We start from the raw sequence: 26,043 nt of genomic DNA on the forward strand, positions 1-26,043 counted from the left end.
AGAGCGCAATGGCATAAGGGAGCTTGACTGCGAGACCGACAAGTCGAGCAGGTACGAAAGTAGGGCTTAGTGATCCGGCGATTCCGCATGGAAGGGCCATCGCTCAACGGATAAAAGGTACTCCGGGGATAACAGGCTTATCTCCCCCAAGAGTTCATATCGACGGGGAGGTTTGGCACCTCGATGTCGGCTCATCACATCCTGGGGCTGGAGCAGGTCCCAAGGGTTTGGCTGTTCGCCAATTAAAGCGGTACGTGAGCTGGGTTTAAAACGTCGTGAGACAGTTTGGTCCTTATCTGTTGCGGGCGTAGGATATTTGAGGAGATCTGTTCCTAGTACGAGAGGACCGGAATGGACGAACCTCTGGTGTTCCAGTTGTCGCGCCAGCGGCATAGCTGGGTAGCTATGTTCGGAAGGGATAACCGCTGAAAGCATCTAAGCGGGAAGCCCACTTCAAGATGAGATATCCCGTGGCGTAAGCCACCTGAAGGCTCGTTGGAGACCACAACGTTGATAGGTCAGGTGTGGAAGTGTGGCAACACATGGAGCTAACTGATACTAATAGGCCGTGCGGCTTGACCATATTTTTTCTTAAAGACTCACAGTGTCTACTAATAATTAAAAACCTGTTCGATTGTCACAGTTTTTATATATAAAACGTTCCAACGATCAAACGTTTGAACGCTACACGTTTGAACACTTTTTTTCTCGGCTAACACACCAGCCGAGGTATTGATTTTTTCGGTGGCCATTGCGAGAAGGATACACCCGTTCCCATTTCGAACACGGAAGTTAAGCTTCTCAGCGCCGATGGTACTGCCAGGGAGACTTGGTGGGAGAGTAGGTCGCTGCCGAATTCTTTCTTTTAGGCCCGTATGATCCTTATCCGATCATTCGGGCCTTTTTTTTTCGATTTCAAGGACAAGCTGATGACCGAAACTGAGAAAAAAAAAGGGACACTTTATGTTGTTGCAACTCCCATAGGGAATCTGGAAGATATTACCATGCGGGCGCTACGTACCCTGCAGGAAGTTGATCTTATCGCTGCAGAAGATACCCGTCATACCCGCAAACTCCTGAGTCATTTCGGAATCAACAAACCGCTCATCAGTTATTACAAGGAGAAAGAGGCAGGCCGTTCCGATACGATTGTTGCAGAGTTGCTTGGGGGCCGTCAAATTGCTCTCGTGTCGGATGCCGGCACACCAGGGATTTCCGATCCAGGAGCCATGCTTGTCGATAAATGCCGTCAAAACGGTATTGATGTAACCGCAGTTCCTGGTCCGTCTGCGCTCACAGCTGCACTCAGTATTTCCGGGCTGTCTTATTCCGCTTTTACATTTCTTGGTTTTTTGCCGAGTAAGCAATCCCAACGGAAAAAAATGCTCAGCTCCCTTGTTCAGCTTGAAAATCTGCTGGTTTTTTATGAGTCACCTCGGCGCATCGTGCAGACGCTTGTCGATTGTTATGAAATTCTTGGCGAGAGAAGAATTGTCGTTGCCAGGGAACTCACCAAAATGCATGAGGAAATTTTGCATGGCAATTTGTCTTTTGTGCTCGACAGTCTGCGTCAAAAAAGTATCGTAAAAGGTGAGTTTGTTGTTCTCATCTGTGCAAATGATGTTTCACTTCCTGCGCTTGCTGAAAATTTGCCTGATTTATTGTTGTGGTATAAAAATCAATCCGGTTTGAGCATGAAGGATTCCGTTAAAAAAATCTCGACTGATCTCAATCTTTCCCGTTCTCTTGTTTACAAGGAGGCGCTGACCATTTGGAAGTCCTGATTTCTCATCTTTTTTTGTTTCGCGTTTTTCCTTTGTCATCATCATATTGCAATGCGTGCAAATTCCTTGTTTTTGCTCGTGAAATGGGCTACTTTCCAAATTTAATTTCCTGTTTTTCAGTCTTTTTTTTTGAATTGGTTTTTTGCCACATGCGACATGGAGACTTCAGTTCCGTTAAAAACGATCTCCGGATTGCATACCCGCTACTTTCGCGTGTGAAGATGGCTTGCTAATCTGCTCCGGCGGGAATAGCCTGGTCGTGTACGACTTGGCAAGCGTCTCTTTCGCCATCAATTTGTCGAGATTAAAGTGAAAAAAGTTCAAGATTATTATTTTAAAAAAGCAAAACAGGAAAATTACCCTGCCCGTTCCGTTTACAAACTCGAGGAAGCCCAAAAAAAATATGGATTTATCAAAACCGGCGACAAGGTTCTTGATCTCGGGTGCCATCCGGGCAGCTGGTCGCTTTATGCAGCCAAAATTGTCGGCCCCCACGGGATGGTTTATGGCGCTGATTTGCAGAAAAGTATTCCTGTTACGGTTCCCGGCGGCGGCAAAATCCAATTAATCTGTGCTGATATTTTTGATGATGATTTTCTCAGCCTGACATCACAGACCTTTTCTTTTCAGGTTGTTTTAAGTGATCTTGCTCCAAAGACCACGGGGCATAAATTTTCCGACCACCTGCAATCGATTGAGCTCTCGCGTCGGGCATTGTATCTTGCGGGAAAAATGCTTGTACGAGGCGGACATTTTTATTGCAAAGTTTTTCAGGGCGAAGATTTTCCTGTTTTTGTCGATGAGGTTCGTCAATTTTTTAAAAAGGTGAAAGTCGTAAAACCGAAGAGCTCCAGGGTGGAAAGCCGTGAGGTTTTTGTGCTGGGGCTTGATTTTGTCGGATGAAAGTACTTGGGTTAAGTAAAATTATTTTGTTTCGTTTCATGTGTATTTTTAAGTTTTCGGAGGATAATAGAAATGTCCGGACATTCAAAATGGGCTAACATTAAAAGAAGAAAAGGTGCCGTGGATGCCAAGCGCGGTAAGATATTTACCCGGCTGATCAAAGAAATTACTGTCGCGGCCCGCCTCGGTGGCGGTGATCCCGATGCCAACCCCCGTTTGCGCAGCGCCATCCTCACGGCCAAAGCGGTCAATATGCCGAAGGACAACATCGATCGGGGGATTAAAAAAGGAACGGGTGAACTTGAAGGCGCTGTTTATGAGGAGATCACCTATGAAGGATACGGTCCGGGCGGTGTTGCCATTCTGGTTGACTGCATGACCGATAATAAGAATCGGACCGTTGGCGAGGTTCGTTTTGCCTTTACCAAAAGCGGCGGAAATCTTGGTGAAACAGGCTGCGTTTCTTACATGTTTGATAAGAAAGGGGTGATGCAGGTTGACAAAAAAACCATTGATGAAGAAAAATTGATGGATATTGCCTTGGAGGCCGGTGCCGATGATGTGCTTGATGAGGATTTAGAATTTCAGGTAATTACCGCCCCGGAAAATTTTGAATCCGTGCGTGAGGCCCTCGCCGGCCAAGGAGTCGCTTTTCTGGAGGCTTCCATATCCATGGTTCCGCAGAATGTTGTCGAGGTAACGGATGAGAGTGTTGTCAAACGACTCCTGCGGCTTATGGAAACCCTGGAAGACAATGATGACGTGCAGAATGTTCATGCCAACTTCGACATTCCCGATGAAATCATGGAGAATCTCTCCTAAGTGCAACGATTTATCCGCATTCTTGGCATTGATCCCGGAACTCGTACCACCGGTTTTGGTATCGTCGAACAATGTGGATTTGATGTTCATTTTGTCTGTTGCGGGGTCATCAAGTCCACCGTTAGCCTACCCATGCATTCGCGATTGCAGGAAATTTATGATGGGATTTGTGAAGTGATGGAAAAGCACACACCTCATCATGCGGCCATAGAAAATGTGTTTATGGCCAAAAATCCAAGTTCGGCGATCAAACTTGGCCAGGCCCGCGGGGTTCTGTTGCTGGCTGCAAGCAAGTTCCATCTTCCTTTACAGGAATTTTCGGCAAAGGCGGTCAAACAGGCGGTGGTCGGATATGGCCAAGCCGGCAAGGAGCAAATGCAGCAGGCTGTCAGGGCACTGTTGAAACTCTCCGCCACCCCCAGTTCCGACGCTGCTGATGCCCTTGCTGTGGCCATGTGTTGCGCCAGTCATCTTGCCGTTAATCGAGTGGCGGACAAGGTGCGGCAATGATTGCCTGTTTGCGCGGGGAGCTTTTTTCCCGAACGGAAGAAAAGCTCATCATCATGACCGGCGGTGTCGGCTATGAGATGTTTGCCACCGCATCCTGTCTCCGTGCCCTTCCTGAAATAGGGAATCAGGTGCTGGTGCATGCCTATACCCATGTGCGCGAAGATGCGCTTCTGCTCTACGCTTTTTCCAGTGAGGAGGAAAAGGAGATTTTTCTTCAGCTGATCAGTGTTTCCGGGGTTGGCCCCAAGCTTGCGCTTGCCATCCTCTCTGGTATTACCGCCGGGGAACTTGCCGCTGCCATTCGCAGCGAGTCCGTTGCCCGTTTGACCAAATTGCCGGGCGTGGGAAAAAAAACCGCGGAGCGTCTTTGTCTGGAGCTGAAAGATAAGATGCAGTGGCTGCCTGTTCATCAGGAAATGCAGCCTGCCGCAAGAATCGCAGGGCATGAAGAGTTGCTACGGGATACGGTATCGGCGCTGGTCAATCTGGGATATCCGCAAAACAGCGCGGAGACGGCGGTGCGGAAGGCGGCCGATGAAACCGCCGATACCGGCAAGATGACCCTGGAATATCTGGTGAGACTTGCCTTGAGGTTGCTGGCATGAATTACGAAGAACGCATTGTCAGTTCACGTGCGGTTGCGCCGGTTGAAGAGGTTGAGGAGAAAAATCTTCGGCCGAAAAAATTATCCCAGTATATCGGCCAGCAGCAGGTCAAGGCAAATCTTGATATTTCGCTGAAAGCGGCCACGGCCCGGGGCGAACCGATGGATCACGTTCTCCTTCATGGTTTTCCAGGGCTGGGCAAGACGACCCTTGCCTATATCATTGCCAACGAGATGAATGCCAATATCCGGGTGACTTCCGGTCCGGTCATTGAAAGGCCGGGTGATCTGGCAGCCATCCTGACCGGCCTTCAACAGGGAGATATCCTCTTTATTGATGAAATCCACCGTTTAAATCATGTGGTCGAGGAGATTCTTTATCCGGCCATGGAGGATTTTCAGCTTGACCTTGTCATCGGCCAGGGGCCTGGGGCGAAGACCGTAAAGATGGATCTGCCCCATTTTACCTTGGTGGGTGCCACCACCAGGACCGGCCTGTTGACCCCACCCCTGCGGGACCGTTTCGGCGTTATCCTGCGCCTTGATTTTTATTCACCGGCAGAGCTTGTGACCATTATCAAACGTTCAGCATCCCTGCTCAATATCCCCATGGATGATGAAGGTGCCTTGGAGATGGGGCGCAGATCAAGGGGTACTCCCCGTATTGCGAATCGCCTTTTGAAAAGGGTACGAGATTTCGCCGAGGTGAAGGCTGATGGCCGGATTACGGCTGCAGTTGCAGATGCTGCTTTGGACATGCTTTCCGTTGACAAGGAGGGACTTGATGAAATGGATCGGCGTATTCTGCTTACCATGATCGACAAGTTCCAGGGCGGGCCTGTCGGCCTAGACACCATGGCGACGACGGTATGCGAGGAAAAGAACACCCTTGAAGATGTCTACGAGCCTTTTCTTATCCAATCCGGACTGCTGATGCGAACACCGCGGGGGAGAATGGCAACCCTTGCCGCATATGAACATTTCGGCCGCACCAAGGAGTATTGCCGACAAACGGAAATCAGCGAGTTCATCGGGTCGTTGAAATAAGCCGTGTTCATAAAAATACCGTCGTTCCGAGCAGTGGCCGTCCTCAAATGATTTGCTTTTATATGTAATTTTTCTTTGTCACTTTGCCTTGGTGCGCTAAAATAAAATCCGGTGTTGCATTTTTACATTTTGAGGCATCACAGCCATGAAGAAACTGACCATACCCGATATAATCAACCGGAAGGGCGGAGAAAAACTCACCATGCTCACCGCCTATGACGCCGCCTTCGCCCGCCTGCTGGATGCGGTCGGCATTGACATGATTCTGGTGGGTGATTCCCTGGGCATGGTCCTGTTGGGATATGATTCCACCGTGCCGGTGACCATGGATGAAATGATTCATCATGCCAAGGCGGTCAGGCGCGGAACTTCGGCGTTTCTGGTTGGCGACATGCCTTTTCTTTCCTATCAGGTCGGCAACGAAGAGGCTGTGCGAAATGCCGGACGCCTTTTTAAGGAGGCCGGGTGCGATGCGGTCAAACTTGAAGGGGGACCGGAAGTATGTGATGCGGTGCGGGCCATTGTCAGGGCAGGCATGGGGGTTATGGGGCACATCGGTTTGACGCCGCAGACTGCCGGTAATCTCGGCGGCTACAAGGTGCAGGGTAAGGATGCGGCTTCCGCGCGAAAGATTCTTGCCGACGCCAAGGCGCTGGAAGAGGCTGGTGTTTTTGCCATTGTCATGGAATGTATCCCTGATCGTCTCGCCAAGGTGGTAACCGAAAGCGTTTCCGTGCCGACCATCGGCATCGGTGCCGGGGCTGCCTGTGACGGACAGGTTCTGGTCACCCACGATCTTCTCGGCATGTTTGAAAAGTTCGTGCCGCGTTTTGTCAAAAGTTATGTCAACCTCGCGCCTCAGATCAAAGAGGCTGTTGCCGCCTTCAAGAAAGACGTCGAGATCGGTCGTTTCCCTGATGAAGATCATAGTTTCATTATGCAGGTTGATGTGGAGACGCTCGTCTCGGACGATGAGGCGTAAAGGAATCAAGAACGTATGGATTTAGCCACAATTATTGGTCTGGTGGGCGGTTTTGGAATTGTCATTATGGCAATTCTCTTCGGCGGTTCCCTCTTGTTGTTTTTCGATATTCCATCCGTCCTCATTGTCGGCGGAGGAACGATTGCCACGGCATTTATCCGCTTTGGCGCCGGTGATGTTATGAATTCCATCAAGGTTGCCAATAATGCCTTTGCCACCAAATTGAGCATGCCTGATAAGGTGATTAAAGAGATTGTCAATCTGGCCAATATTGCCCGCAAAAACGGCCTGATCGTCCTCGAACAGCAACCCATCGAAGACCCTTTTCTGAAAAAGGCCATCATGTATTGTGTTGACGGACATGAAGCTGAGTTCATCGAGGAGGTGCTCAACAAAGAGGTGAGCCTGACCGTTGATCGGCACGAGCTGGGCCGCAAGGTCTTTTCCGCTATGGGGGACTCCGGACCCGCCTTCGGCATGATCGGTACCCTGGTCGGATTGGTGCAGATGCTGTCGAACATGGGTGATCCCAGCACTATCGGTCCGGCCATGGCGGTTGCCTTGTTGACAACTCTTTATGGGGCGCTTATTGCAAATATTTTCTGCATCCCCATCGCGGAAAAATTGGCGTTGCGCAGCCGTGAGGAGGAAAGAAACCGGAAATTGATCATAGAAGGTGTATTGGGCATCTTAAAGGGCTTGAATCCCCGAGTCATGGAGGAATTTCTGGAGACGTTCCTGCCGCCGAAAGAACGCACCTCCGCTGATCAGAAGAAAAGTTAGGAAAATATCAACGACGGATAATTTTAATGGCCAAGGAAGAACCGAAAAAAGTGGAATGTCCACCCGGCGCGCCCCTCTGGATGTGCACATTCTCCGACATGATGTCGCTGCTGCTTTGCTTTTTTATTCTGATACTTTCCTTTTCGGTTATGGATGTCAAAAAGTATCAGGACGCGGCCGGCTCCATGAAGGATGCCTTCGGTGTCCAGAAAGAAAAGAAGGAAACTTTTTCCATCCAGGGCGAGAAAATGATTTCCACGACTTTCGATACCGTTCCCCTGCAAGTGCAGATCAAAGTTGCCAAGGAGTTGTCCGATGAGATATCCGGGGGACTGGTGGAAACAGAGTATACGGAGAATGGGCTTATTCTCCGGGTAAAGAGTTCGGTTGCCTTTGATTCCGGCCGGGCAATCATCAAGAATGATTTTTACCCTTTTCTGGATAAGCTCGGCAAAATGGTCGAAGAGATGGATCTGGCAATCGAGGTGAGTGGACATGCCGATAACGTGCCGTTAAAGCCTGGCATGAGCCCCTATAAGAGCAATTGGAGCCTGTCCGCCGCCAGGGCGGTGGGGGTTGTTGAGTATTGGGTGGAAAAAATGAAAATTGCCCCGGAAAAACTCGCAGCTACCGGATTTGCCGACGGCAAACCGATTGCGGCCAATAACACTGAAGAGGGGCGTGCCGCAAACAGAAGGGTTGAGTTCAAGATCAGGCCCGCCAACCCGCAGGTGATCGTGACCGGGATTGAGCTGGAAAAACCTGTTTCCACTGACACTCCGCAACAATAGGGGCGATTGAATATGACAAAGCGAAATACCGAGGATGCGGATCGACGGCAGTCTGTTCGTATTGCCGGCAGGAATCTTTTTTATTGTCAGCCTGTGAGCCGGGAAAGATTCAATGCCGTGGCCCAGGATTTTGCAGACGGCATTCCTCCCTATAACCAGGATGGACTTTCCGATATTCAGATGTTCATCGGAGCGCAAAGCGCTTTAGCACGAATTCGCGAGAAGGATGCCGATCTTGGTGATTTTTTGGCCCATCTTGACACAAAAATTAATCTTGTCCTGAAAAAAACCAGTGCGAGCAAAACGATTTTTGACAAATTAAAGCTGCATGACCTGAGTTTGAGCGGCAGTGGTATTGCCTTTATCGCACCGGGGAAAATTGATACTGGTACTGTCCTGGAATTTCATATTGCCCTTCTGCCGTCGTATACCTACATTTATTGCTTCGGTAAGGTTGTTTCCTGTTCGCCGTTACCGGAACGGGAGGGGAAAGTTCCGTATAAGGTGGGGGCGGAGTTTGTCCTTATCATGCAAGAGGATCAGGAAAAATTGATTCAGCACAATTTCAAGCAGCAAAGTCTTGCCTTGCGCAATCGCAGGCTCAACAAAGAGTAAACAAAAGCTGTTCGGGCGGAATATCATTTTTTAAGCGTGAATTCGGGAGTTGATATGCGGGAAATAGAGGCCGGACGCATTACCGGGGCGGTAAAAGAGATCACCATGGCCGCAGGCTGCGATCTTGAGCCCGATATTCTTGAGGGGTTGCTGAAGGCCAGGGACAATGAAACTTCGCTGCTGGCCCGAAGTGTTCTCGATCTTTTTCTTATCAACGCCGATATCGCCAGCCGTGAAAAAATACCGGTCTGTCAGGATACGGGCGTGGCGGTAGTTTTTGTCGAACTGGGACAGGAGATCCATGTCCAGGGGGATATGATGGAGGCGATCCAGCAGGGCATCAGGGAGGGATATCAGCAGGGTTACCTGCGCAAGTCGGTCTGTGATCCGGTCAGCCGGATCAATACCGGTACCAATACTCCCGCCGTCATCCATGTCGAACTTGTGGCCGGTGATCAGTTGAAAATTACCGTTCTGCCAAAGGGCTGCGGCAGTGAGAATATGAGTGGTCTCGTCATGCTGCCGCCTTCCGCCGGAATCGCCGGCATGGTTGATTTTGTCGTCAAGCAGGTGGTAAATGCCGGTCCTAATCCCTGTCCTCCATTGCTGGTCGGGGTCGGCATGGGCGGCACTTTTGAAAAAGCGGCTTTCCTCGCGAAAAAATCATTGCTGCGACCCTTGGGCGAACCGAGCCGACGCCGGGATATAGCCGACCTTGAACAGGAAATCCTGACAAAAATAAATGAACAAGGGATGGGGGTCCAAGGTCTGGGCGGCAACAATACCGCCCTTGCCGTCCATGTCGAGTCCTTTCCGTCACATATCGCAAGTCTGCCGGTGGCTGTCAATATTCAGTGCCATGCCCATCGCTATAAGGAGATTATTCTCTGATGTCTCTTCTTCGTAGTCGACCGGAGTTTCTTGATAATCTGAAAGAACTGGAAGTTCCCTTTGGTGACGGCGCACTCGAAAGTTTGCATGCCGGCGACCTTGTCAGCCTCAGCGGCACCCTTTTTACCGGACGCGACCAGACCCATCGACGCATGATTGAACTGCTGGATCAGGGAAAGTCCTTGCCCGTTGATCTGGCAGGACAGCTTCTTTATTATGTCGGGCCGAGCCCGGCGCGTCCGGGGCAGATCATCGGCGCGGCCGGCCCGACCACCAGTTATCGCATGGACAGCTATACTCCGCGACTGCTTGACTTGGGGCTGAAGGCCACCATGGGGAAAGGAGCGCGGTCCATGACGGTGCGTGAGGCGATGATGAAATCAGGGGCGATCTACCTGTCCGCTTTCGGCGGAGCAGGCGCCTATCTGTCGAAGTGTATTGTTGCCGCGGAAGTTGTGGCTTTCGCCGATGCGGGGCCGGAGGCGCTGTATCGGTTCACGGTGAAAAATTTTCCGGCCGTGGTGATCAATGACATCCACGGCCGGGATTTTTACGATTCAGTCAGGCAAGGAAAGGTCTGAAGCAGCGCCTTTTTTATTACCGGCCGAGATCGAGCTTGCCGAATACAGCCAGACCTTTCAGCAGGGTCAGGGCCTGGGTAAGCTGGTTGTCTTTGCTGATATCCTCTTGTTCGGCTACATCCTCCGGCTCAGGCGCATCGGTGCCTTCTTGTGCGGGAGCTGTTTCCTCTTCAACGTCTTCCTCTTTTTTCTCATTGCCATTGGTAATGTGGTGCTTGAGGTCTTTTTCGCGGAGGAATTTGACCGGTTTCTTATTGTTTTCCGCATCAAGGGCGGTCAACTCGGTGGGGACGACGATATCGGGAGTGATGCCGGTGGCCTGGATTGATCGGTCATTCGGCGTGTAGTAACGAGCGGTTGTCAGCCTCAGACCCGCCCCGTCATCCATGGGGATAATGGTCTGCACGGATCCCTTGCCGAAGGTCTGGGCGCCGAGGATAAGCGCCCGTTTATGATCCTGCAGCGCTCCGGCAACAATTTCAGAGGCGCTTGCGCTGCCTTCGTTGACCAACACAATGATGGGGAAGGTGTATTTTTCCCCGTTTGCATGAGCACGGAATTCCATGTTCTGTTCTTTTATCCGGCCCTTGGTGTAAACAATCATCCCTTCATCGAGAAAAATATCGGAAATTTTTACCGCTTGATCCAGCAGGCCGCCCGGATTGTTGCGGAGATCAATGATGAGCCCGGTCAATTTGGCCTCTTCGCCCAGTTTGTCGAGTTGATCCTTGAACTCCTTCGTGGTTTTTGACTGGAAATTGCGGATGCGCAGATACCCGTAGCCCGGTTCCAGCATTTTTGAGGTCACGCTGATCAGCGGGATGACATTGCGGACAATGGTAACATCCTTCAGTTCGGTGAAACCCTCGCGCAGTATGGAGACGGTGACTTCCGTTCCCTGTGGGCCACGCAGTCTTTTAACCGCTTCCATCAAGGTCATGTCCTTGGTCGATTCGTCGTCGATTTTCAGGATTTTGTCACCTGATTTCAATCCTTTTTTAAAGGCAGGCGTTCCTTCGATGGGTGAAACAACGGTCAGAATTCCGTCCTTCATGGAAATTTCGATACCGATGCCGGAGAAGCTGCCTTTGGTTTCGATCTTCAGTTCCTGAAAATCGTCGGGCTTCATGTAGGAAGAATGGGGGTCAAGGGTGGTAAGCATGCCCTTGATCGCTCCTTCGAGTACCTGTTCCGTATTTATCTCTTCCACATAATTTTTTTCCAGCAGATTGAGCACATTGGAAAAGATTTCAAGATTTTTGTAGATGTCCTGGGTTTTTGCCTGAACCTTGGTGTCGTGTTCCAGGAAGATAAGGCTGAAAGCGGGAAGGCAAACCAGAGCGATAACAAGGGTTTTCCAGAACAGAGATGTCTTTTTTTTCATAAAATTACCGTTGGAAACGTTGTGACATTAGGCAGCATTGACGGACAAATTCATTCTATATCTTTTTTCTGCAGAGCGTGGGGCATCCGGCGCTTCGGGCCTGAGGATTCAATACAGGTTATAATTTAACAATATAATTTTACTTTTTTCAACAAGATAGAGAATTTTTATCAATGTAGCATGGAGCAATCATTCTCACAATGTCAAATCATATAAAAAAATCCCTTAAACCGTGGTAAAAAAAATAACTGTTACATCATCGGAACAGAAACGGCAAAAGGGCCTGGGGAAAAAAAGGGTTGGAGGTGAAATAGCTGTTTTCCCGCCGGCGCAACTTCTCGTCGCTCAGCGAAGTTGCGAATCCTCAAAAGAAAGCAGTGAGGAATCAAGCCAGTTACACGGATCCTGCACCTCGGTATTATAACGTATTTCAAAGTGGAGCCCTTCCTGCAGGGTGCCGGTGTGCAGGCTGGTAGCACCTATTTTGTCATGCTGCTGAACGGAGTCGCCGACTTTGACAAGAATTTCGCCAACGCCGCTGACCAATGAATAGTAGTGGTTTCCGTGGTCGATGATGATCAGGTTGCCGTAACCTCGCATGGCGCCAGCATACACTATTTTCCCCTGGTAAACGGCTTGAATATCGCTGCCCGGCGGACATTCGATGTCAATGCCGTTGCTTTGGACGGCCGATTCAGTATCGGCAGCATCATTTTTTTTGAACGAACGGACAACGGTGCCCGCGGCTGGAGGGGGAAGTTTGCCCTTTTCCGCGGCAAAACCTTTTGCCGATGCGGGTTTTCGTTTCTTGAAGGCCTTGAGCGGATAGTCGCGGATGTGTTTCATTTCGCGTTCATCCTTGGCTGCCTGTGTCCGTGTCTCCAATTCTTGCAGGGTCCGGGTAAGCTGCGCCGATGCACTTTCAAGCTCGGCAACGGCCTGCTGGTAGAGTGCCTTTTCCATCTTGACCCGTTCCAGGACGGCCTTTCTTTCCCATTGCTTTTCTTCCAGGTTGTTTCTCTGCTCCTGAACAAGCAGCACCACTTGGCCGAGCCGCCTTTTTTCTTCTGCGTGGGCTTTGCCGGCTGATTCCAATTCCTTCATCTTTTCTTTGTAGCTGGTGAACACCTCGCGGTCATGCTGCAGCATAAAATGGAAGCCGTCCTGCAAGCTTACCAGGTCGGCGAGGGACTCGGCCGAAAAGGCGGCGTTCATGATGCCGATATCTCCCGTCCTGTAATAGGCGGCCAATCTTTTTTCCATGTGCCGGCGAAGAGCCTCTTTTTCAGCAAGAATCCGCTCGGCTTCCTGTTTTTTTTCCAGGGTCAATTCGTCCTGCCGCAGCATGTCCCGTTCCAGCCCCGCCAGTTTTTCGCTTTCAAGGGCAATGCGCCGGTCGATTTGTTCCAGTTCGCTCAACAAGTCGACTTCCCTTTTTCTCGATTCTTCCACTTTTGACTGATGGGTGCTGATGCCGGTTTGCACCTTTTCAATATTTTTTTTCTGCTGCATGACCTGTTCGTCGAGCTTCTTGATCTGCTCAAGGTCGGCGGAACGGGCGGGCGGGTTGCCGGCGGCGAGTGTGGTGAAGAGGAGGAGTATGTTGAGCAGAACGGCGCGACTTTTCATACTTTCAGGAGTTTGCGGATGGAGAGCACGCTGCCGACCGTGCAGAGCGCTATGCTGATCGAGAGGATCAGGAAAGATTCGCCAAAGGACAAAAAGGATAACTGGAATACGTTGATAAAGCCGGGACCGCTGAAATTGTGCGCGACCCATTGAAAAAGAAAATTCAGGGCGCCGAGGCCGAACCCCGCCCCGAAAAGACCGAGGAGGAAGCCTTCAACAAGAACAGGACCTCGAATATAGCTGTTTGTGGCACCCAGATACCTGAGGACTTTCAGCTCCTGTTCACGGGCGTAAAGGGTGAGTCGCAATGTGTACGAAACCATGAACATGGTGGTGAGAATGAGCAGAAAACCGCTGATAATGACGATAAAGCGCAGAAGCGTGACGAAGTAGCCGAACCTTTCCACCCATCCGTGCCCATACTGCACTTTGGAGACTCCGGGCAGGTTTTTCAGATAGTCGGCGAATTCCTTGATTTTCGTCAGATTTTTCAAACCTTTGTCAGGGTGGATTTCCGCCGAAAAGGGCAGGAAGGCGGAAGTGAGATCGGCAAGGACATCGCGGTCATCGCCGAGTTGTCTGCCCAGTCGCTCAAAGGCATCGGTCGGGCTGATAAAGTCAATTTTTTCAATCTTGGCGAAACCGGCTGCTTTTTTGCGAAACAGATCCTGCTGCACGGGGTTGAGTTCCGATTCGAGATAAACAACAAGCCGCAATTCTCCGCCAAGTCGGGCACCGGCCTCAATCATATTGCTGTAAATAAGGTAAAAGAAAGAAAAAATCAGCACCGACAGGGTAACGGTGAGCAGGGTCATGGACTGGATTCCCCATGACTGTTCGATGTTTCTTTTGGTCTGGGTCAGAATGAAGAGTGGATATTTCATGCAATGTCTCGAGAAAGAGGGAGTTGGAACACGTTTAATGGAGTAGTATCCGCATTAAAGTTCTTGCATCTCGCCTTGGCGCAGTTCAAATTTCCGGTGACTTGTTTCCCGATAAATGGATTCGTCATGGGTGGCAATGATAATGGTTGACCCACGCTGGTTGAGTTCGTTGAAGAGATTCATGACCAGTCCGGTTGTAACGGCATCGAGGTTGCCGGTCGGTTCGTCCGCCAGGATAAGAGGAGGAGCATTGGCCGCGGCCCTGGCAATGGCCACGCGTTGCTGTTCTCCCCTGGAAATTTTTCCCGCGGGCTTGTTCTGTTTTTCGGTGAGTGCCAGTTTCGCCAGAAGCTCCATGACCCGCTCGCGAATTTCTTTCGGATTTGTGAAGCACACCTCCATGGGCATGGCGATGTTGTCGAAAACGGATTGACGCGGCAAGAGCCTGAAATCCTGATAGGCGACACCGATACGCTGCCGGAGTTGCTGGATGTCGTTTGGTTTGAGAGAGCTTAAGTCCTTGCCCCCTATCTCAATCAGTCCCCTGGTCGGGGTTTCTATCCGGCAGAGAAGTTTCAGGAGAGTCGTCTTGCCGGAACCGCTAGGGCCGGTGAGAAAGACAAGTTCACCCTTTCGCGCGGAAAGGGAAACATTGCGCAGGGCGACCACATCCGGAGGGTATATTTTCGTCACCTTGACGATTTCCACCAGATTGGGGTTGGTGTTTTCAGAAAAGAATTCTTGCATGGCCATATGGGATGATGAGGTTTGCAGTTGACAATCAGCGGGTTGAGGATGTTCTCTGTGTGAAATTTGGAAAATTCCCGACCGTAAACTGGAAACCGGCAACAGTGAGTTGCTTCAATAGGGAATACTTTAAACTGTTTTTAAAAAAAATTGACACCTTTTTCCCGTATATTGTATATCAATTGTATACCAAAACTACGTAATAATTGAAATTTATTTTATAAATAACTTAACGGCAACAGGTGGATCCCCCATTGGCCACGCCTCTCCCCGCAAAAATCGACGCAAAGGATACAGCCCCATCCGCCTTTTATCCCCGGATTATAGGGAAAAGCAAGCCGCTGCTTGAATTGTTCGATATCATAGAAAAAGTATGTGACACGAATGCCACTGTTCTTATTCAGGGGGAAAGCGGAACAGGCAAAGAACTTATTGCTCAGGCGCTTCATTACGGCAGCGAACGGAAGAACGGACCTTTCATTCCGGTAAATTGCGGCGCGATCCCGGCGGAGCTCCTGGAAAGCGAACTCTTCGGTCATGAAAAAGGCGCTTTTACCCATGCCATCCGTACCCGGCTGGGTCGTTTTGAACTGGCCGACGGCGGCACGGTTTTTCTTGATGAAGTTGCGGAGATGAGCCCTTTGCTCCAGGTAAAATTGTTGCGTGTCCTCCAGGAAAAACAGTTTGAGCGGATCGGCGGAACCAAGACGATTGTTTCCGATTTTCGGGTGATTGCCGCCACCAACCGGGACCTGGACCAGGAAGTGGCCGAGGGCCGTTTCCGGGAGGATCTCTATTACCGGCTGACCGTCATCCCCATCAAGGCGCCGCCGCTGCGCAACCGTTTGTCCGATGTCCCCCTGTTGGTTGAATATTTTATTGATCGATTCAACAGGTCGAAAAAAAGAACGATTTCCCGTATCGATGATGAGGTGATGGCGTATCTGTTCCATTATTCATGGCCCGGGAATGTCCGGGAACTGGAAAATGTGGTGGAAAGAATGGTGATCCTCTGCCAGGGTGATGCCATAACCTGCGATGATTTGCCGGCCAAGATCCGCGCCGCGGAACATCGGGCGGAGCGCACCGGTGAAATTCCTCCCCATGGTTTTTGTTTGAGTCACGAGGTGGCTGAATTTGAAAAACGTTTGATTCTCCAGGCCCTTGATCAGTCGAAATGGGTGAAAAACAGGGCGGCAAAGCTGCTTCATGTTAATCGAACCACCCTGCTTGAAAAGATGAAGCGTCATGGAATAGGCAAAGAAGAATGACAGGCCCTGTTTTTTCCACGTTGCGCGGCCGTGGATACCGATGATTTTCTTGCAAACCCATCATAGTGATCGTTGTGGTGTCTCGGCTGCAGGACGGTTGTGGGTTTTCGTTTTTTTTCTTTTGTTTTTCCCGCCCGTTGATTTTCGGTCTTGTTTTCCTTTCTGCTCGAGCGTGACTTTTGCTGCTGACATGAGTGAGGAAGAGGCTCTTAAGGAGCTGCTCAAGCGCCGGGAAGAGAAGTTGTGGCAGGATGCCAATGATGCCTTGCGATTGGGCAAGGATCGGGAGGCGGCCGAATCCTTCCTGGGCTATTATCGCAAGTACCCTGCTTCACCCCTGGCTGAAGAGGCGTTGTGGCAGACCGCAAATCTTCATCGGGAACTTGCCTTGGCCGATGCTGACGCGGACTGGGAGGTGGTCAAGGATCTTTTTCGTTCCTACACCATTGATTACCCGGATTCTCCCCGGCAGGCGGAAAGTTACTTTCAGGTGGGAAACGCCTATGTGCACATGGGATATTACCGGGAGGCCATGACCTATTTCGGCCTTTTTGTTCAAAAATTTCCGTCCAGCCCCCAGATCGATGAGGCCAGGTACATGAAATCCCGCATTCTCCTCCAGATCGGCCGACTCAATGAAGCAGCCGCTGCCTTTGAAGATCTGGGCTTGAGCCGGGATCCCATTTCTCAGCTGCGTGCTGAAGCGGGCGGGGCGCATATTGATTTTGCCCGGCAGAAATATCATGACGCCTTGGCGGTCTACTTGAAAATATTGCGGAGGGATCCGGCTTTTTACGTGAGCGATCCTGATATCCTCCGCAACAAGGGAATTGCCAACCTTCGGGTGGGAAACCGGGATGAAGGGCGCAGGGATCTGCTGCAATATCTCAATGTCACCGGGTTTGGCCCCTCCCGTGCCGAAATATTATTCGAACTTGCCGAAAGTTATGGGGTGGATGGTCAGGCTCAGTCTGCCGAAAAGTTTTATATGCAGATCGTCGAGGAAGGAAAACCGGAAGGCCGCGAGGTCGTCTTGAGCCGTTTCCGCCTGGCCCAATTGAAAAAGCCTGATCAGGGCGATAAGGCGGCAACGGAAAAGGTGGAACAGCCGCCGCCCAAGGATGATCAGCCCTTCCAGGCGGTGCTTGATACCCAATATGCCGACCCCGTCAGCCAGGACGCTCGACTGGAGATGATCCGGCGCCATTGGCAGCGTGGTGAGCTGGATCAGGCATATTCCACGGGCAGGGCCTACCTTCGGCATCAGGCCTCGAAGTCGGAAAAAGATGAAGTGATTGACGTCATGGGGCGGATTCTGATCACGCGGATGGAAAAATTGTTGCAGGAAAAAAAATATGGGGAAATATACCAGCTCTATCAGGATGAATATCCCCAGATCAAGGAGTACAAAGGGGGAAAACTGCTTTATCTTGTCGGTCGCGCCCTGGAAGAAATGGCATTGTACCGCCAGGCCGGGGTGGTTTATTACCGGGCCATGGCCCTTGCCTTGAGTGATGCGGAACTGCTTGATCTTTATGTTCACCGGGCCTTGACCTACCTTGCCGATAATGATTTGAAGTCTGCCCAGCGTCTGCTCAAGTACCTGCGGATTCTTTATGCATCAAATAAGGCTCTCGGCGAGATCTGCTGGCTGAGCGGTCAACTGCGGGAACGGCAGGGGCGTCCCGGGGACGCCTTGGAATTTTATAAAATTGCTGTTGAGAGCCCAACCTTTGCCGAAAAGAAAAATATTTACGCTGCTGATTATCTGAGGCTTCTTTTCGACCAAAATCAAATTTTCGAAAAGGCTGATGTGCTGACGACCTTTGCCGAACAGAAGTGGCTTTCTCCCCTGGAGCTGCAGCAGTGGTATGGAAAGCTTGGTGATCGCTATCGGGAGGATGACGATCCGGTCAAGGCCGCGGAGGCTTACCGTGCTGCCGTGACTGAGGGAATGCCGGCGGACAGTGAGACGGCCCAGATGCTTCAGTTGCGTCTCGGCGACATGCTTTATCTGCAGGGGATGAAAGAGGAGGCCGGCGTGCATTTTCAAAAGGCGACGGAAGGGAAGGTCGAACTGGTCAAGAAATTGGCGCAGCAGCGTTTGCGGCAGCAAAGCATCCAAAAATCCATGGCTGAAACGGAAGCCGTTTTGAAAAATTAGCATGACGGAACAATTGCGGAAAATTCTTGTAGTTGATGATGATCGCGAGACGCGGATGCTTTTTTATGAAGCGCTCAATCGCCGGGGATACGTGGTCAGCGTCGCGGAAAACGGCGTCATGGCCCTGGATATCTGTGAAAAAAATCCACCGGACGTGGTTATCACCGATATCAACATGCCGGAGATGGACGGTCTGGAGCTTCTGCGCCGGTTGCGCGACGATAACGGCGAACTGCCGGTGATCATCATCACCGCCCACGCCACGGTTGAAACCGCGGTCAGCGCCATGAAGCTCGGTGCCTTTGATTACCTGCTCAAGCCCCTTTCCGGCGAGATTATCGTCGAGGCTGCCGCCCGCGCATTGGTCGGCAGTCCGCTCAAGAAAGACAACGGGGTTGGATCTGCGAGGCCGGCAAGTGATGCGACCGGAAAAAAAATGATCGTCGGGTCTGATTCCAAACTTGCCAGGGTGCTGCAGAAGGCCAAAAGTGTCGCTTCAAGCAAGGCCACTGTTCTTGTGCTGGGAGAGTCGGGTACGGGCAAGGAAATGATTGCCCGTTTTATCCATGAGGAAAGCGATCGCCGGGAGGGGCCCTTTGTGGCCCTGAACTGCGCGGCCTTGCCCGAGGGGTTGCTGGAGAGCGAACTGTTCGGCCATGAAAAGGGTTCCTTTACCGGTGCCGTCTATGCCAAGAAAGGCAAATTCGAGCTGGCTGACGGCGGAACCCTGCTGCTTGATGAAATTGCGGAGATTCCCCTGCATCTGCAGGCCAAGCTCTTGCGCGTCCTCCAGGAGGAAGAGGTGGACCGGGTGGGCGGCAAGGCCCCGGTCAAGGTTGATGTGCATGTGGTGGCCACCACCAACCGCAACCTGGAAGAGGCGGTGAAAAACGGCGAGTTCCGCCAGGATCTTTATTATCGTTTAAATGTCATTCCTTTGACGATGCCGCCGTTGCGGGAGCGCAAGGAGGATATCGAGCAGCTTTCCCGCTATTTCATCAACCGTTTCTCCGAGCAGTACGGGAAATCCGTCAAAAAAATGTCAAAGGCGTCACGGGCGCGTTTTCTCGAATATTCCTGGCCCGGCAACATCCGGGAGATGGAAAATCTGGTGGAGCGGGCTGTGCTCCTGTCCCTGACAGAGCAGCTTGAGCCCTGGGATTTCTGGGATGAGGATGCCGATGTCCCGTCGATTGCTCCGGAGTTTGCCGCCGAACCGGCAGGCGAGTTTTCTCCGGCCCCTGAATATGCGGGAGAGAAGGGCGGCGTGGCGAGTCTCAGGGATGTGGAGCGTCAAATGATCCTGCAGGCCCTGCAGCAGACCGACAATAATCGGACACATGCGGCCAGGATATTGGGGATCAGTGTCCGTACCCTCCGCAATAAGCTGCAAGAGTATCGTTCTTGCGGGATAATTGATTGATTTTTCATTGTTTTTGTCTTTTTTTCGTTGCCTCCACGCATTTTGTTTTTTCCCTCATGCCGTTGTTCTGAAAGTCTTTTCTTCGTAAGGCATGCATTTTGCAGATTCTTTGTGCAGCAGAATAAAACAGCCGGCACAGGAGAAAATTATGCCTATTGATAAACTGTTCAGCGGCGGTATCGCCCGGATGGAACAAGCCTTGAATCTGCGTTATGACCGGCAGGGTCTCATTTTGTCCAATGTGGCCAATATGGAAACCCCGGGATACACGGTTCAGGATTTTTCCTTTGAAAAGGCCATGAAAAAGGTGATGGACAACCAGGGTATCCTGAGCCGCACCCATGAAATGCATCTGGATCTTGATCCGGTTGATGCGGCGCAAAGTCTTGAGTTTTCCGCGGAGAAAAGACCGGTGGATCTTGACGAGGAAATGGTCAAGCTTGCGGAAAATCAAATGATGTACGAAATCGTCTCCCAGATGATCGGCAAGAAATTTGACGGCTTGAAATATGCCATTGATGAAGGAGGATCATAATCATGGATATACTCACCGCTTTTCAAATAAGCGGCTCTGGGCTGAAGGCGGAAAGGGCCCGGCTGAATGTGACGGCGATGAATCTGGCCAATGCCAATACGACGCGAACCATGGAAGGCGGCCCGTATCGTGCCAAATCCGTTGTTTTCCAGGCAAAACCTCTGGAAAATTTCAGTGATGCGCTGCAGGCCAGTTCCGACAAGCTGCGCACGGTGGAGGTCGCGGAGGTTGTCGAGGACAACAAGGAGTTCAAGTCGGTTTACGACCCGTCTCATCCCGATGCCGATGAAAACGGGGTTGTGCTTTTCCCTAATGTGGATGTGCCGGAGCAGATGGTCGACATGATCAGTGCGAGGAGAGGGTATGAGGCAAATGTAACCGCCATAGAAGCGGTGAAAAGCATGGCCATGAAGGCTCTTGATATCGCCAGAAGATAAAAAGACAATTGCTGCGTGATTGCTGCGCACGGATGATAATTTGACGGAAGTCGGGAGGAGAAAGCAAATGGAAATGTTGCCCTTGCAGCCGGTTCGTTATGGTGAATCGCTTCAGTTGGATCAGATTGAAAAAACCGGTAAATCCCAGACCCCGGGCACCGGGTTTGGCGAGGTGCTGCAAAAGTCCATCGACGGCGTCAACGCCCAAATGCGGGAAGCGGATGAATTGAGCCGGGGGCTGACTGCCGGTGAACACGGCAACATTCATGAAACAATGATTGCCATGGAAAAGGCCGGCGTTTCCTTCAGGCTGATGACCAAGGTGCAGCAGAAGGCGATCCAGGCATATCAGGAAATGATGCGTATGCAGCTTTAGGCCGCTGGACGAAAAAGAAGCGTGAAACTGCAGCGCCGTATACGGCATAAGGGAACCGTCACGCTCATGATGAGAAATGGAACGACTCTTGCGCAACGGTCCCCTCAATTTTAAACTCGGAGCCTTGAACACATCTTATGGCACCCTTACGAGATATTTCGAATCAGGCTGTTTCCGTAATCAAAAGTCTCACCCTGCCCCAGAAAATTATTGCCGGTTTCATTGTCGCAGCTGTTCTGGTCGCCATGCTTTCCCTGTCCTTCATGGGGGCAAAACCGAATTACAGCGTGCTTTACAGCGGATTGACGCCGGAGGATGCGGCCGGGGTGATCGCCAGACTGAAAGAGCAGCGAATCGATTACCAACTGGCTGAAAACGGAACAGCCGTTCTGGTGCCTGGACCAACTGTCCATGAGACAAGGCTTACCCTGGCGGGTGAAGGATTGCCGAGGGGCGGCGGCGTCGGGTTTGAACTTTTCGACAAGAGCAGCTTCGGCACCACGGATTTTGTCCAACAGCTCAATTACCAGCGGGCGGTGCAGGGCGAGCTTGCCAGGACCATTCGCCAGTTTAAGCAGGTGAGTGATGCCAGGGTGCATATCGCCACGCCGAAAGAATCCGTTTTTGTCGAGGATAGCAGGCCGCCCAGTGCCTCGGTGAGTTTGACCATGAACGGGCAGGAAAACTTGGCCAAAAGTGAAATAATGGCTATAGTTCATTTGGTGGCCAGTGCGGTTCCCGGTTTGACCTCGGAGAATATAACGGTTGTCGATACCGTCGGCCGTCTCCTGTTCCGCAAGGAGAGTGATGATGCCGCCATGCTTTCCGCCACCCAGCTTGAATACCAGACCAAGGTGGAAAGCGATCTGCGGAAAAAAGTGGAAAGCATGCTCGAGGAGGTCGTGGGTGTCAACAAGGCCCTGGCGCGGGTTACCGTTGATCTTGATTTCAATAAGGTGGCGGTGACCGAGGAAAGCTTTGACCCGGATGGGCAGGTGATTCGCAGCGAGCAGTTTCTGCTGGAAAAACAGGGGGGCGAGGAGGATACGGGCGGTATTCCCGGAGTCAAGGGACAGCTGGCGACATTTACCGAGACAGGAGATGCCGCCACCTCAACCGAGGGGTTTAACCGGAAGAATATAACCAGGAATTATGAGATTACCCGCAAGACCCGCCAGGTTCAGGAAGGAGTCGGGGTCATCAAGCGTCTCTCCGTTGCCGTCATGGTTGACGGCGCTTATGAGGAAAGTAAGGACAAGGACGGCAAGAAGTCACTGGTTTACAAGGCGCGCAGCCCGGAAGAACTGCAGCATTTTGCCAAGATGACCCAGAACGCCATTGGTTTTGATCCGGATCGAGGTGATCAGGTGGAAGTGGTGGCCATGCCTTTCTATCTTTCATCGGTTGTTCCTCCGGAACCTGATCCACTGGAAAAATGGCACGCCCTGATTGAAAACCTCGCTGTTCCGATTGCGCTGCTGCTGGTGGCACTGGCGTTTCTCCTCTTCGTTGTGCGTCCTTTCCTGCGACTGCTCAGCAAGCAGCAGCAGGAGGCGCAGCGCAAGGCGGAACTTGCCGCCCAGGCGGGGCTGCTTGAGACGAGAGGGGAAGACGGGGAGGATTTAACATTTCAGCCGCTGGGTATGACGGATAAGGAAAGAATATACAAGCTGGCCCAGAGCGATCCGGAACGAGCGGCTGACCTGGTAAGGCGCTGGTTGCGCGAGGAGATGTAAGGGGTGGCCAAGAAAAAAGATGCAGGAACCGACAACCTGACCGGAGCGGAAAAAGCGGCGATCTTTCTGCTGACCCTGGGCGAAGATTTTGCCACCGAGGTTTTCAAACGGCTGGATGAAGATGAGATCAAGATGGTGGGTCGGCAGATGTCCAAGATGGACAAGGTCGACAAGGAGGATATAGCCGCGCTCCTCCGGGAATTCAAGACCGACGCCGGCGGCGACGAGATCTATCTTTCCGGTGATGAGATGCTGGAAGCGGCGGTGAAACGCGCCCTGCAGTCGGATAAGGCCAATGAAATCCTTGACGATATCCGTTCCGACTGGCGTCTGACTCTTTTTCAGAAAGCACGCAAGCTTGAACCGAAAATTCTGGTCAACTTTCTGCGCAATGAGCATCCCCAGACCGTGGCTTTGGTGCTGGCCGTTCTTGAACATAGCCAGGCGGCGGCTATTCTGGCGGAATTAAAGGAGGAAACGCAGGTCGAGGTGGTTATGCGCATGGCGGAACTCGATAAGGTCAGTCCGGAAATTCTTGTTGATGTGGACCGGGTTCTGCAGGAAGAACTGTTGTCGGTGGAGGGCCTCGAGGGACAGCGGCTCGGTGGGGTGGCCGCGGTTGCGGAGATTCTTAACAACGCCGATCGGGCGCTGGAAACCCAGGTGCTTGAAGGGATAGAAGAGCAACGTGAAAGCCTGGCGGAAGACATTCGACGTCTGATGTTTGTCTTTGAAGATCTTCTTGGCGTGGATGACCGCGGTATCATGGCGATTTTGAAAGAGGTCTCAACCGACGACCTGAAGCTTGCCCTGAAGACGGCTTCGGAAGATTTGAAGGGCAAAATTTTCAAGAATATGTCGACGCGGGCCGTGGAGATGCTCAAGGAAGATATGGAGATCATGGGGCCGACTCGTATCAAGGATGTCGAAGCGGCTCAGCAGTCCGTAATCAAGATAGCCAAACGGTTGGAGCAGGAAGGGAAGATCCAGCTCATGACCGGTGGCGGCGGCGAGGACGAATTTGTCTAATATTTTTGAGTTCAAGGATAAAATCGAAAAAGACAGGAGCCGGGGGTTTGTTTCCTTTGAAAGCATGATGCCGGCGAAAAAGGGTGAAGACGTTCGTCGGGCCGACCCGGTTGCCGAGCTTGAAAAAAAGAAGACCGTCCTTCAGCGCGAGATCGAGGAGATGCTTGCCCTGGCCGAGGCCGAGAAAAAAAGGATTGAACAGGAGGCATATGACAAAGGTTTCGCCCAAGGGATTGTCGAAGGGCGCGAGGCGGGCAAAGAGGATTTTTCGGGGAAAAGCGCCGATGCCCTGCGGCTCATCGCGTTGCTCGAGCAGGAACGGAACCGGGTGAACCGGCAGTATGAGGAAGAGCTGCTGGTCCTTGTCACGACCATGGTGGAACGATTGGTGGGGCATGAGGTTTCCGTTAATCCCCTGGTGATAAAAAATTGTCTGCACAGTGCCATGGCCTTTGTGGTTGAAGATTCCGTCGTCAAGGTGCACCTGCACCCCGAGGATTTTCAGCGTTTGAAAGAAATGAGTCTGGAGGATCCTTCCCTGCTGCAGGGCGCAAAAAGGGTGGAGTTGCTGGATGATCCGGCTGTTTCCCTGGGCGGTTGCCTGCTGGAAACGGATTTCGGCGAAATTGACGCCCGGCTGGAAAAGTGCCGGGAAAAGCTGTTTGAACTGGTGGACCGGGCCTTCATGGCCGCTCTCGCGGCAGATGGATAAAGGAATTGCCGAATGAGACCGTCGAATTTGAAACCTGGATCCGGGAAGTAAAAATGAATCTTTCTTCCTGTATCCAGCTCGCTGCCGACCAGCCGCTTATCAGCGTGCGCGGCCGGGTGAACCAGGTCATCGGTATGGTTATCGAAAGCCGTGGTCCGGGAATTCCGGTGGGCAGTGTCTGCGAGGTGGATCTCTTTCGGGGCGAAGGCCGGGTGCCGGCCGAGGTGGTCGGTTTTCGGGAGGGTCGGGTGCTGCTTATGCCCCTTGGCGAAATGCGGGGAGTGGAGCCGGGCAGCTCGATCCGCCTGATTGGCGGCCAGGCGCGGGTGCCGGTGGCTGATTCGCTGCTCGGCCGGGTCATTGACGGGTTGGGTAATCCCATGGACGGCAAGGGGCCGCTGGAGTATGGGGTGGATTATCCCCTCTACGCCGAGCCGCTTAATCCCATGAAAAGGGAACGGATAAAAGAGGTGGTTGATGTCGGGGTCAGGGCCATCAATGGGCTGCTGACCCTGGGCAAGGGGCAGCGCATCGGCATTCTTGCCGGTTCCGGCGTGGGCAAGAGTACCCTGCTTGGCATGATCGCCAAGCATACGGCGGCGGATATCAGCGTCATCGCCCTGATCGGGGAACGGGGCCGCGAGCTGAAGGATTTTATTGAACGTGATCTTGGCCCTGAAGGACTGGCGCGTTCGGTGGTTGTCGTTGCCACTTCTGATCAGCCTCCCCTGGTCAGGATGCGGGGGGCCTATCTTGCCATGGCCATCTCGGAATTTTTCCGTGACAAGGGCCGGGATGTGATCATGATGATGGATTCCGTGACCCGTTTTGCCATGTCGAGCCGCGAAGTGGGGCTTGCCATCGGCGAGCCGCCCACCTCGCGCGGTTACACCCCGTCGGTTTTCGCCCAGTTGCCGAAACTGCTTGAGCGGGCGGGAACCTGTGAGGGAAAGGGCAGCATCACCGGCATCTTCACGGTGCTGGTGGAGGGTGACGACATGAACGAGCCCATTGCCGACGCGGTTCGTTCCATTGTTGACGGCCATGTTATCTTGAGTCGGGAGCTGGCAAGTCGGGGGCATTATCCGTCAATTGACATCATGGGCAGCGTCAGCCGTTGCATGACGGATGTGGTCGTCAAGGACCAGGTCAAGGCCGCGCACCGTTTTCTGGAAACACTGTCAACCTATCGTCGATCGGAAGATCTGATCAATATCGGCGCTTACGCCTCCGGGACAAATCCCAAGATTGACAAGGCCATCTCCATGATCGACCGCCTGAATAATTATCTCAGGCAGGAGGTGGAGCAGAAATTCAGCTATGAGGAAAGCAAGCAGCAGTTGCTTGCCTTGTTCCGTTAAGCCGTTGTCGCAAACCTCTGCTGCCTCCGGATGGTGGAGACG

The 26,043-nt window shown here is 52.0% G+C and carries 27 protein-coding genes and 2 rRNA genes; 25 read left to right on the forward strand and 4 right to left on the reverse strand.

The window, feature by feature from the left end; all coding sequences use genetic code 11:
* From BM485_13240 to BM485_13305, 14 genes are all read left to right on the forward strand, one after another.
* Positions 1–586, forward strand: a 23S ribosomal RNA gene (locus tag BM485_13240); the annotation flags it as partial.
* A gap of 154 nt (positions 587–740) precedes the next feature.
* Positions 741–857 (forward strand): 5S ribosomal RNA (gene rrf, locus BM485_13245).
* A 72-nt stretch (positions 858–929) separates the two neighbouring features.
* Positions 930–1,784 carry a 16S rRNA (cytidine(1402)-2'-O)-methyltransferase gene (locus tag BM485_13250; protein ID OKY74503.1) on the forward strand — a complete coding sequence of 285 codons (855 nt, stop codon included), beginning with the start codon at positions 930–932 and terminating at the stop codon, positions 1,782–1,784.
* 309 nt (positions 1,785–2,093) lie between these two features.
* The gene (locus BM485_13255; GenBank protein ID OKY74424.1) at positions 2,094–2,687 is read left to right on the forward strand and encodes a 50S rRNA methyltransferase; all 594 of its coding nucleotides are present in this window, start codon (positions 2,094–2,096) and stop codon (positions 2,685–2,687) included.
* Between the two features lie 72 nt (positions 2,688–2,759).
* Positions 2,760–3,509, forward strand: coding sequence for a transcriptional regulator (locus BM485_13260; protein OKY74425.1), 750 nt, complete (start codon positions 2,760–2,762; stop codon positions 3,507–3,509).
* Complete coding sequence (locus BM485_13265) at positions 3,510–4,019, forward strand: crossover junction endodeoxyribonuclease RuvC (protein OKY74426.1); 510 nt, start codon at positions 3,510–3,512, stop codon at positions 4,017–4,019.
* Complete coding sequence (locus BM485_13270) at positions 4,016–4,624, forward strand: Holliday junction DNA helicase RuvA (GenBank protein OKY74427.1); 609 nt, start codon at positions 4,016–4,018, stop codon at positions 4,622–4,624. Before BM485_13265 ends, BM485_13270 begins: the two co-directional genes overlap by 4 nt.
* Positions 4,621–5,670 carry a Holliday junction DNA helicase RuvB gene (locus BM485_13275; protein OKY74428.1) on the forward strand — a complete coding sequence of 350 codons (1,050 nt, stop codon included), beginning with the start codon at positions 4,621–4,623 and terminating at the stop codon, positions 5,668–5,670. Before BM485_13270 ends, BM485_13275 begins: the two co-directional genes overlap by 4 nt.
* Before the next feature lie 145 nt (positions 5,671–5,815).
* Complete coding sequence (locus BM485_13280; GenBank protein ID OKY74429.1) at positions 5,816–6,652, forward strand: 3-methyl-2-oxobutanoate hydroxymethyltransferase; 837 nt, start codon at positions 5,816–5,818, stop codon at positions 6,650–6,652.
* 15 nt (positions 6,653–6,667) lie between these two features.
* Positions 6,668–7,435: a flagellar motor protein PomA gene (locus tag BM485_13285; protein ID OKY74430.1), complete on the forward strand. Its 768-nt coding sequence runs from the start codon at positions 6,668–6,670 to the stop codon at positions 7,433–7,435.
* A 26-nt stretch (positions 7,436–7,461) separates the two neighbouring features.
* Positions 7,462–8,226 (forward strand): hypothetical protein, encoded by a 765-nt coding sequence (locus BM485_13290; GenBank protein OKY74431.1) that lies wholly within the window; start codon positions 7,462–7,464, stop codon positions 8,224–8,226.
* Between the two features lie 12 nt (positions 8,227–8,238).
* On the forward strand, positions 8,239–8,841 hold the full coding sequence (locus tag BM485_13295) for a hypothetical protein (protein OKY74432.1): 603 nt from the start codon (positions 8,239–8,241) through the stop codon (positions 8,839–8,841).
* 54 nt (positions 8,842–8,895) lie between these two features.
* Positions 8,896–9,732 carry a fumarate hydratase gene (locus BM485_13300; GenBank protein OKY74433.1) on the forward strand — a complete coding sequence of 279 codons (837 nt, stop codon included), beginning with the start codon at positions 8,896–8,898 and terminating at the stop codon, positions 9,730–9,732.
* Entirely contained in the window at positions 9,732–10,313 is a 582-nt protein-coding gene (locus BM485_13305; GenBank protein OKY74434.1) for a fumarate hydratase, read from the forward strand. The genes BM485_13300 and BM485_13305 overlap by 1 nt, the downstream gene beginning before the upstream one ends.
* A gap of 16 nt (positions 10,314–10,329) precedes the next feature.
* Here BM485_13305 and BM485_13310 read toward each other — a convergent pair whose 3' ends face one another.
* The 4 genes from BM485_13310 to BM485_13325 all read right to left on the reverse strand — a co-directional run bounded on the left by BM485_13310 (position 10,330) and on the right by BM485_13325 (position 14,921).
* Entirely contained in the window at positions 10,330–11,697 is a 1,368-nt protein-coding gene (locus tag BM485_13310; protein ID OKY74435.1) for a peptidase S41, read from the reverse strand.
* 345 nt (positions 11,698–12,042) lie between these two features.
* The gene (locus BM485_13315; protein OKY74436.1) at positions 12,043–13,326 is read right to left on the reverse strand and encodes a hypothetical protein; all 1,284 of its coding nucleotides are present in this window, start codon (positions 13,324–13,326) and stop codon (positions 12,043–12,045) included.
* Positions 13,323–14,210 (reverse strand): cell division protein FtsX, encoded by an 888-nt coding sequence (locus BM485_13320; GenBank protein ID OKY74437.1) that lies wholly within the window; start codon positions 14,208–14,210, stop codon positions 13,323–13,325. Before BM485_13320 ends, BM485_13315 begins: the two co-directional genes overlap by 4 nt.
* A gap of 54 nt (positions 14,211–14,264) precedes the next feature.
* The gene (locus BM485_13325) at positions 14,265–14,921 is read right to left on the reverse strand and encodes a cell division ATP-binding protein FtsE (GenBank protein OKY74504.1); all 657 of its coding nucleotides are present in this window, start codon (positions 14,919–14,921) and stop codon (positions 14,265–14,267) included.
* Between the two features lie 47 nt (positions 14,922–14,968).
* Between BM485_13325 and BM485_13330 the strand changes: the two genes are divergently transcribed.
* From BM485_13330 to fliI, 11 genes are all read left to right on the forward strand, one after another.
* A complete protein-coding gene (locus BM485_13330; GenBank protein ID OKY74438.1) occupies positions 14,969–15,160 on the forward strand; it encodes a hypothetical protein in 192 nt (63 codons plus the stop codon).
* 117 nt (positions 15,161–15,277) lie between these two features.
* Positions 15,278–16,228, forward strand: coding sequence for a sigma-54-dependent Fis family transcriptional regulator (locus BM485_13335; protein ID OKY74505.1), 951 nt, complete (start codon positions 15,278–15,280; stop codon positions 16,226–16,228).
* Positions 16,229–16,325: 97 nt separating this feature from the next.
* Positions 16,326–18,392: a hypothetical protein gene (locus tag BM485_13340; protein OKY74439.1), complete on the forward strand. Its 2,067-nt coding sequence runs from the start codon at positions 16,326–16,328 to the stop codon at positions 18,390–18,392.
* Between the two features lies 1 nt (position 18,393).
* Positions 18,394–19,815, forward strand: coding sequence for a sigma-54-dependent Fis family transcriptional regulator (locus tag BM485_13345; GenBank protein ID OKY74440.1), 1,422 nt, complete (start codon positions 18,394–18,396; stop codon positions 19,813–19,815).
* Positions 19,816–19,963: 148 nt separating this feature from the next.
* Positions 19,964–20,350 carry a flagellar basal-body rod protein FlgB gene (locus BM485_13350; GenBank protein ID OKY74441.1) on the forward strand — a complete coding sequence of 129 codons (387 nt, stop codon included), beginning with the start codon at positions 19,964–19,966 and terminating at the stop codon, positions 20,348–20,350.
* A 2-nt stretch (positions 20,351–20,352) separates the two neighbouring features.
* Entirely contained in the window at positions 20,353–20,787 is a 435-nt protein-coding gene (locus BM485_13355) for a flagellar basal body rod protein FlgC (protein ID OKY74442.1), read from the forward strand.
* 73 nt (positions 20,788–20,860) lie between these two features.
* A complete protein-coding gene (locus BM485_13360; protein OKY74506.1) occupies positions 20,861–21,163 on the forward strand; it encodes a flagellar hook-basal body complex protein FliE in 303 nt (100 codons plus the stop codon).
* Positions 21,164–21,300: 137 nt separating this feature from the next.
* Positions 21,301–22,899, forward strand: coding sequence for a flagellar M-ring protein FliF (locus tag BM485_13365; protein OKY74443.1), 1,599 nt, complete (start codon positions 21,301–21,303; stop codon positions 22,897–22,899).
* A 36-nt stretch (positions 22,900–22,935) separates the two neighbouring features.
* The gene (locus BM485_13370) at positions 22,936–23,928 is read left to right on the forward strand and encodes a flagellar motor switch protein FliG (GenBank protein ID OKY74507.1); all 993 of its coding nucleotides are present in this window, start codon (positions 22,936–22,938) and stop codon (positions 23,926–23,928) included.
* A complete protein-coding gene (locus BM485_13375) occupies positions 23,900–24,640 on the forward strand; it encodes a hypothetical protein (GenBank protein ID OKY74444.1) in 741 nt (246 codons plus the stop codon). Before BM485_13370 ends, BM485_13375 begins: the two co-directional genes overlap by 29 nt.
* Positions 24,641–24,693: 53 nt before the next feature.
* Positions 24,694–26,001, forward strand: a complete 1,308-nt coding sequence (gene fliI / locus BM485_13380; protein ID OKY74508.1) for a flagellum-specific ATP synthase FliI — start codon at positions 24,694–24,696, stop codon at positions 25,999–26,001.
* The last annotated feature ends 42 nt before the right edge of the window (positions 26,002–26,043 follow it).

Source organism: Desulfobulbaceae bacterium DB1, assembly GCA_001914235.1.
In the GTDB taxonomy this organism is placed as follows: domain Bacteria; phylum Desulfobacterota; class Desulfobulbia; order Desulfobulbales; family SURF-16; genus DB1.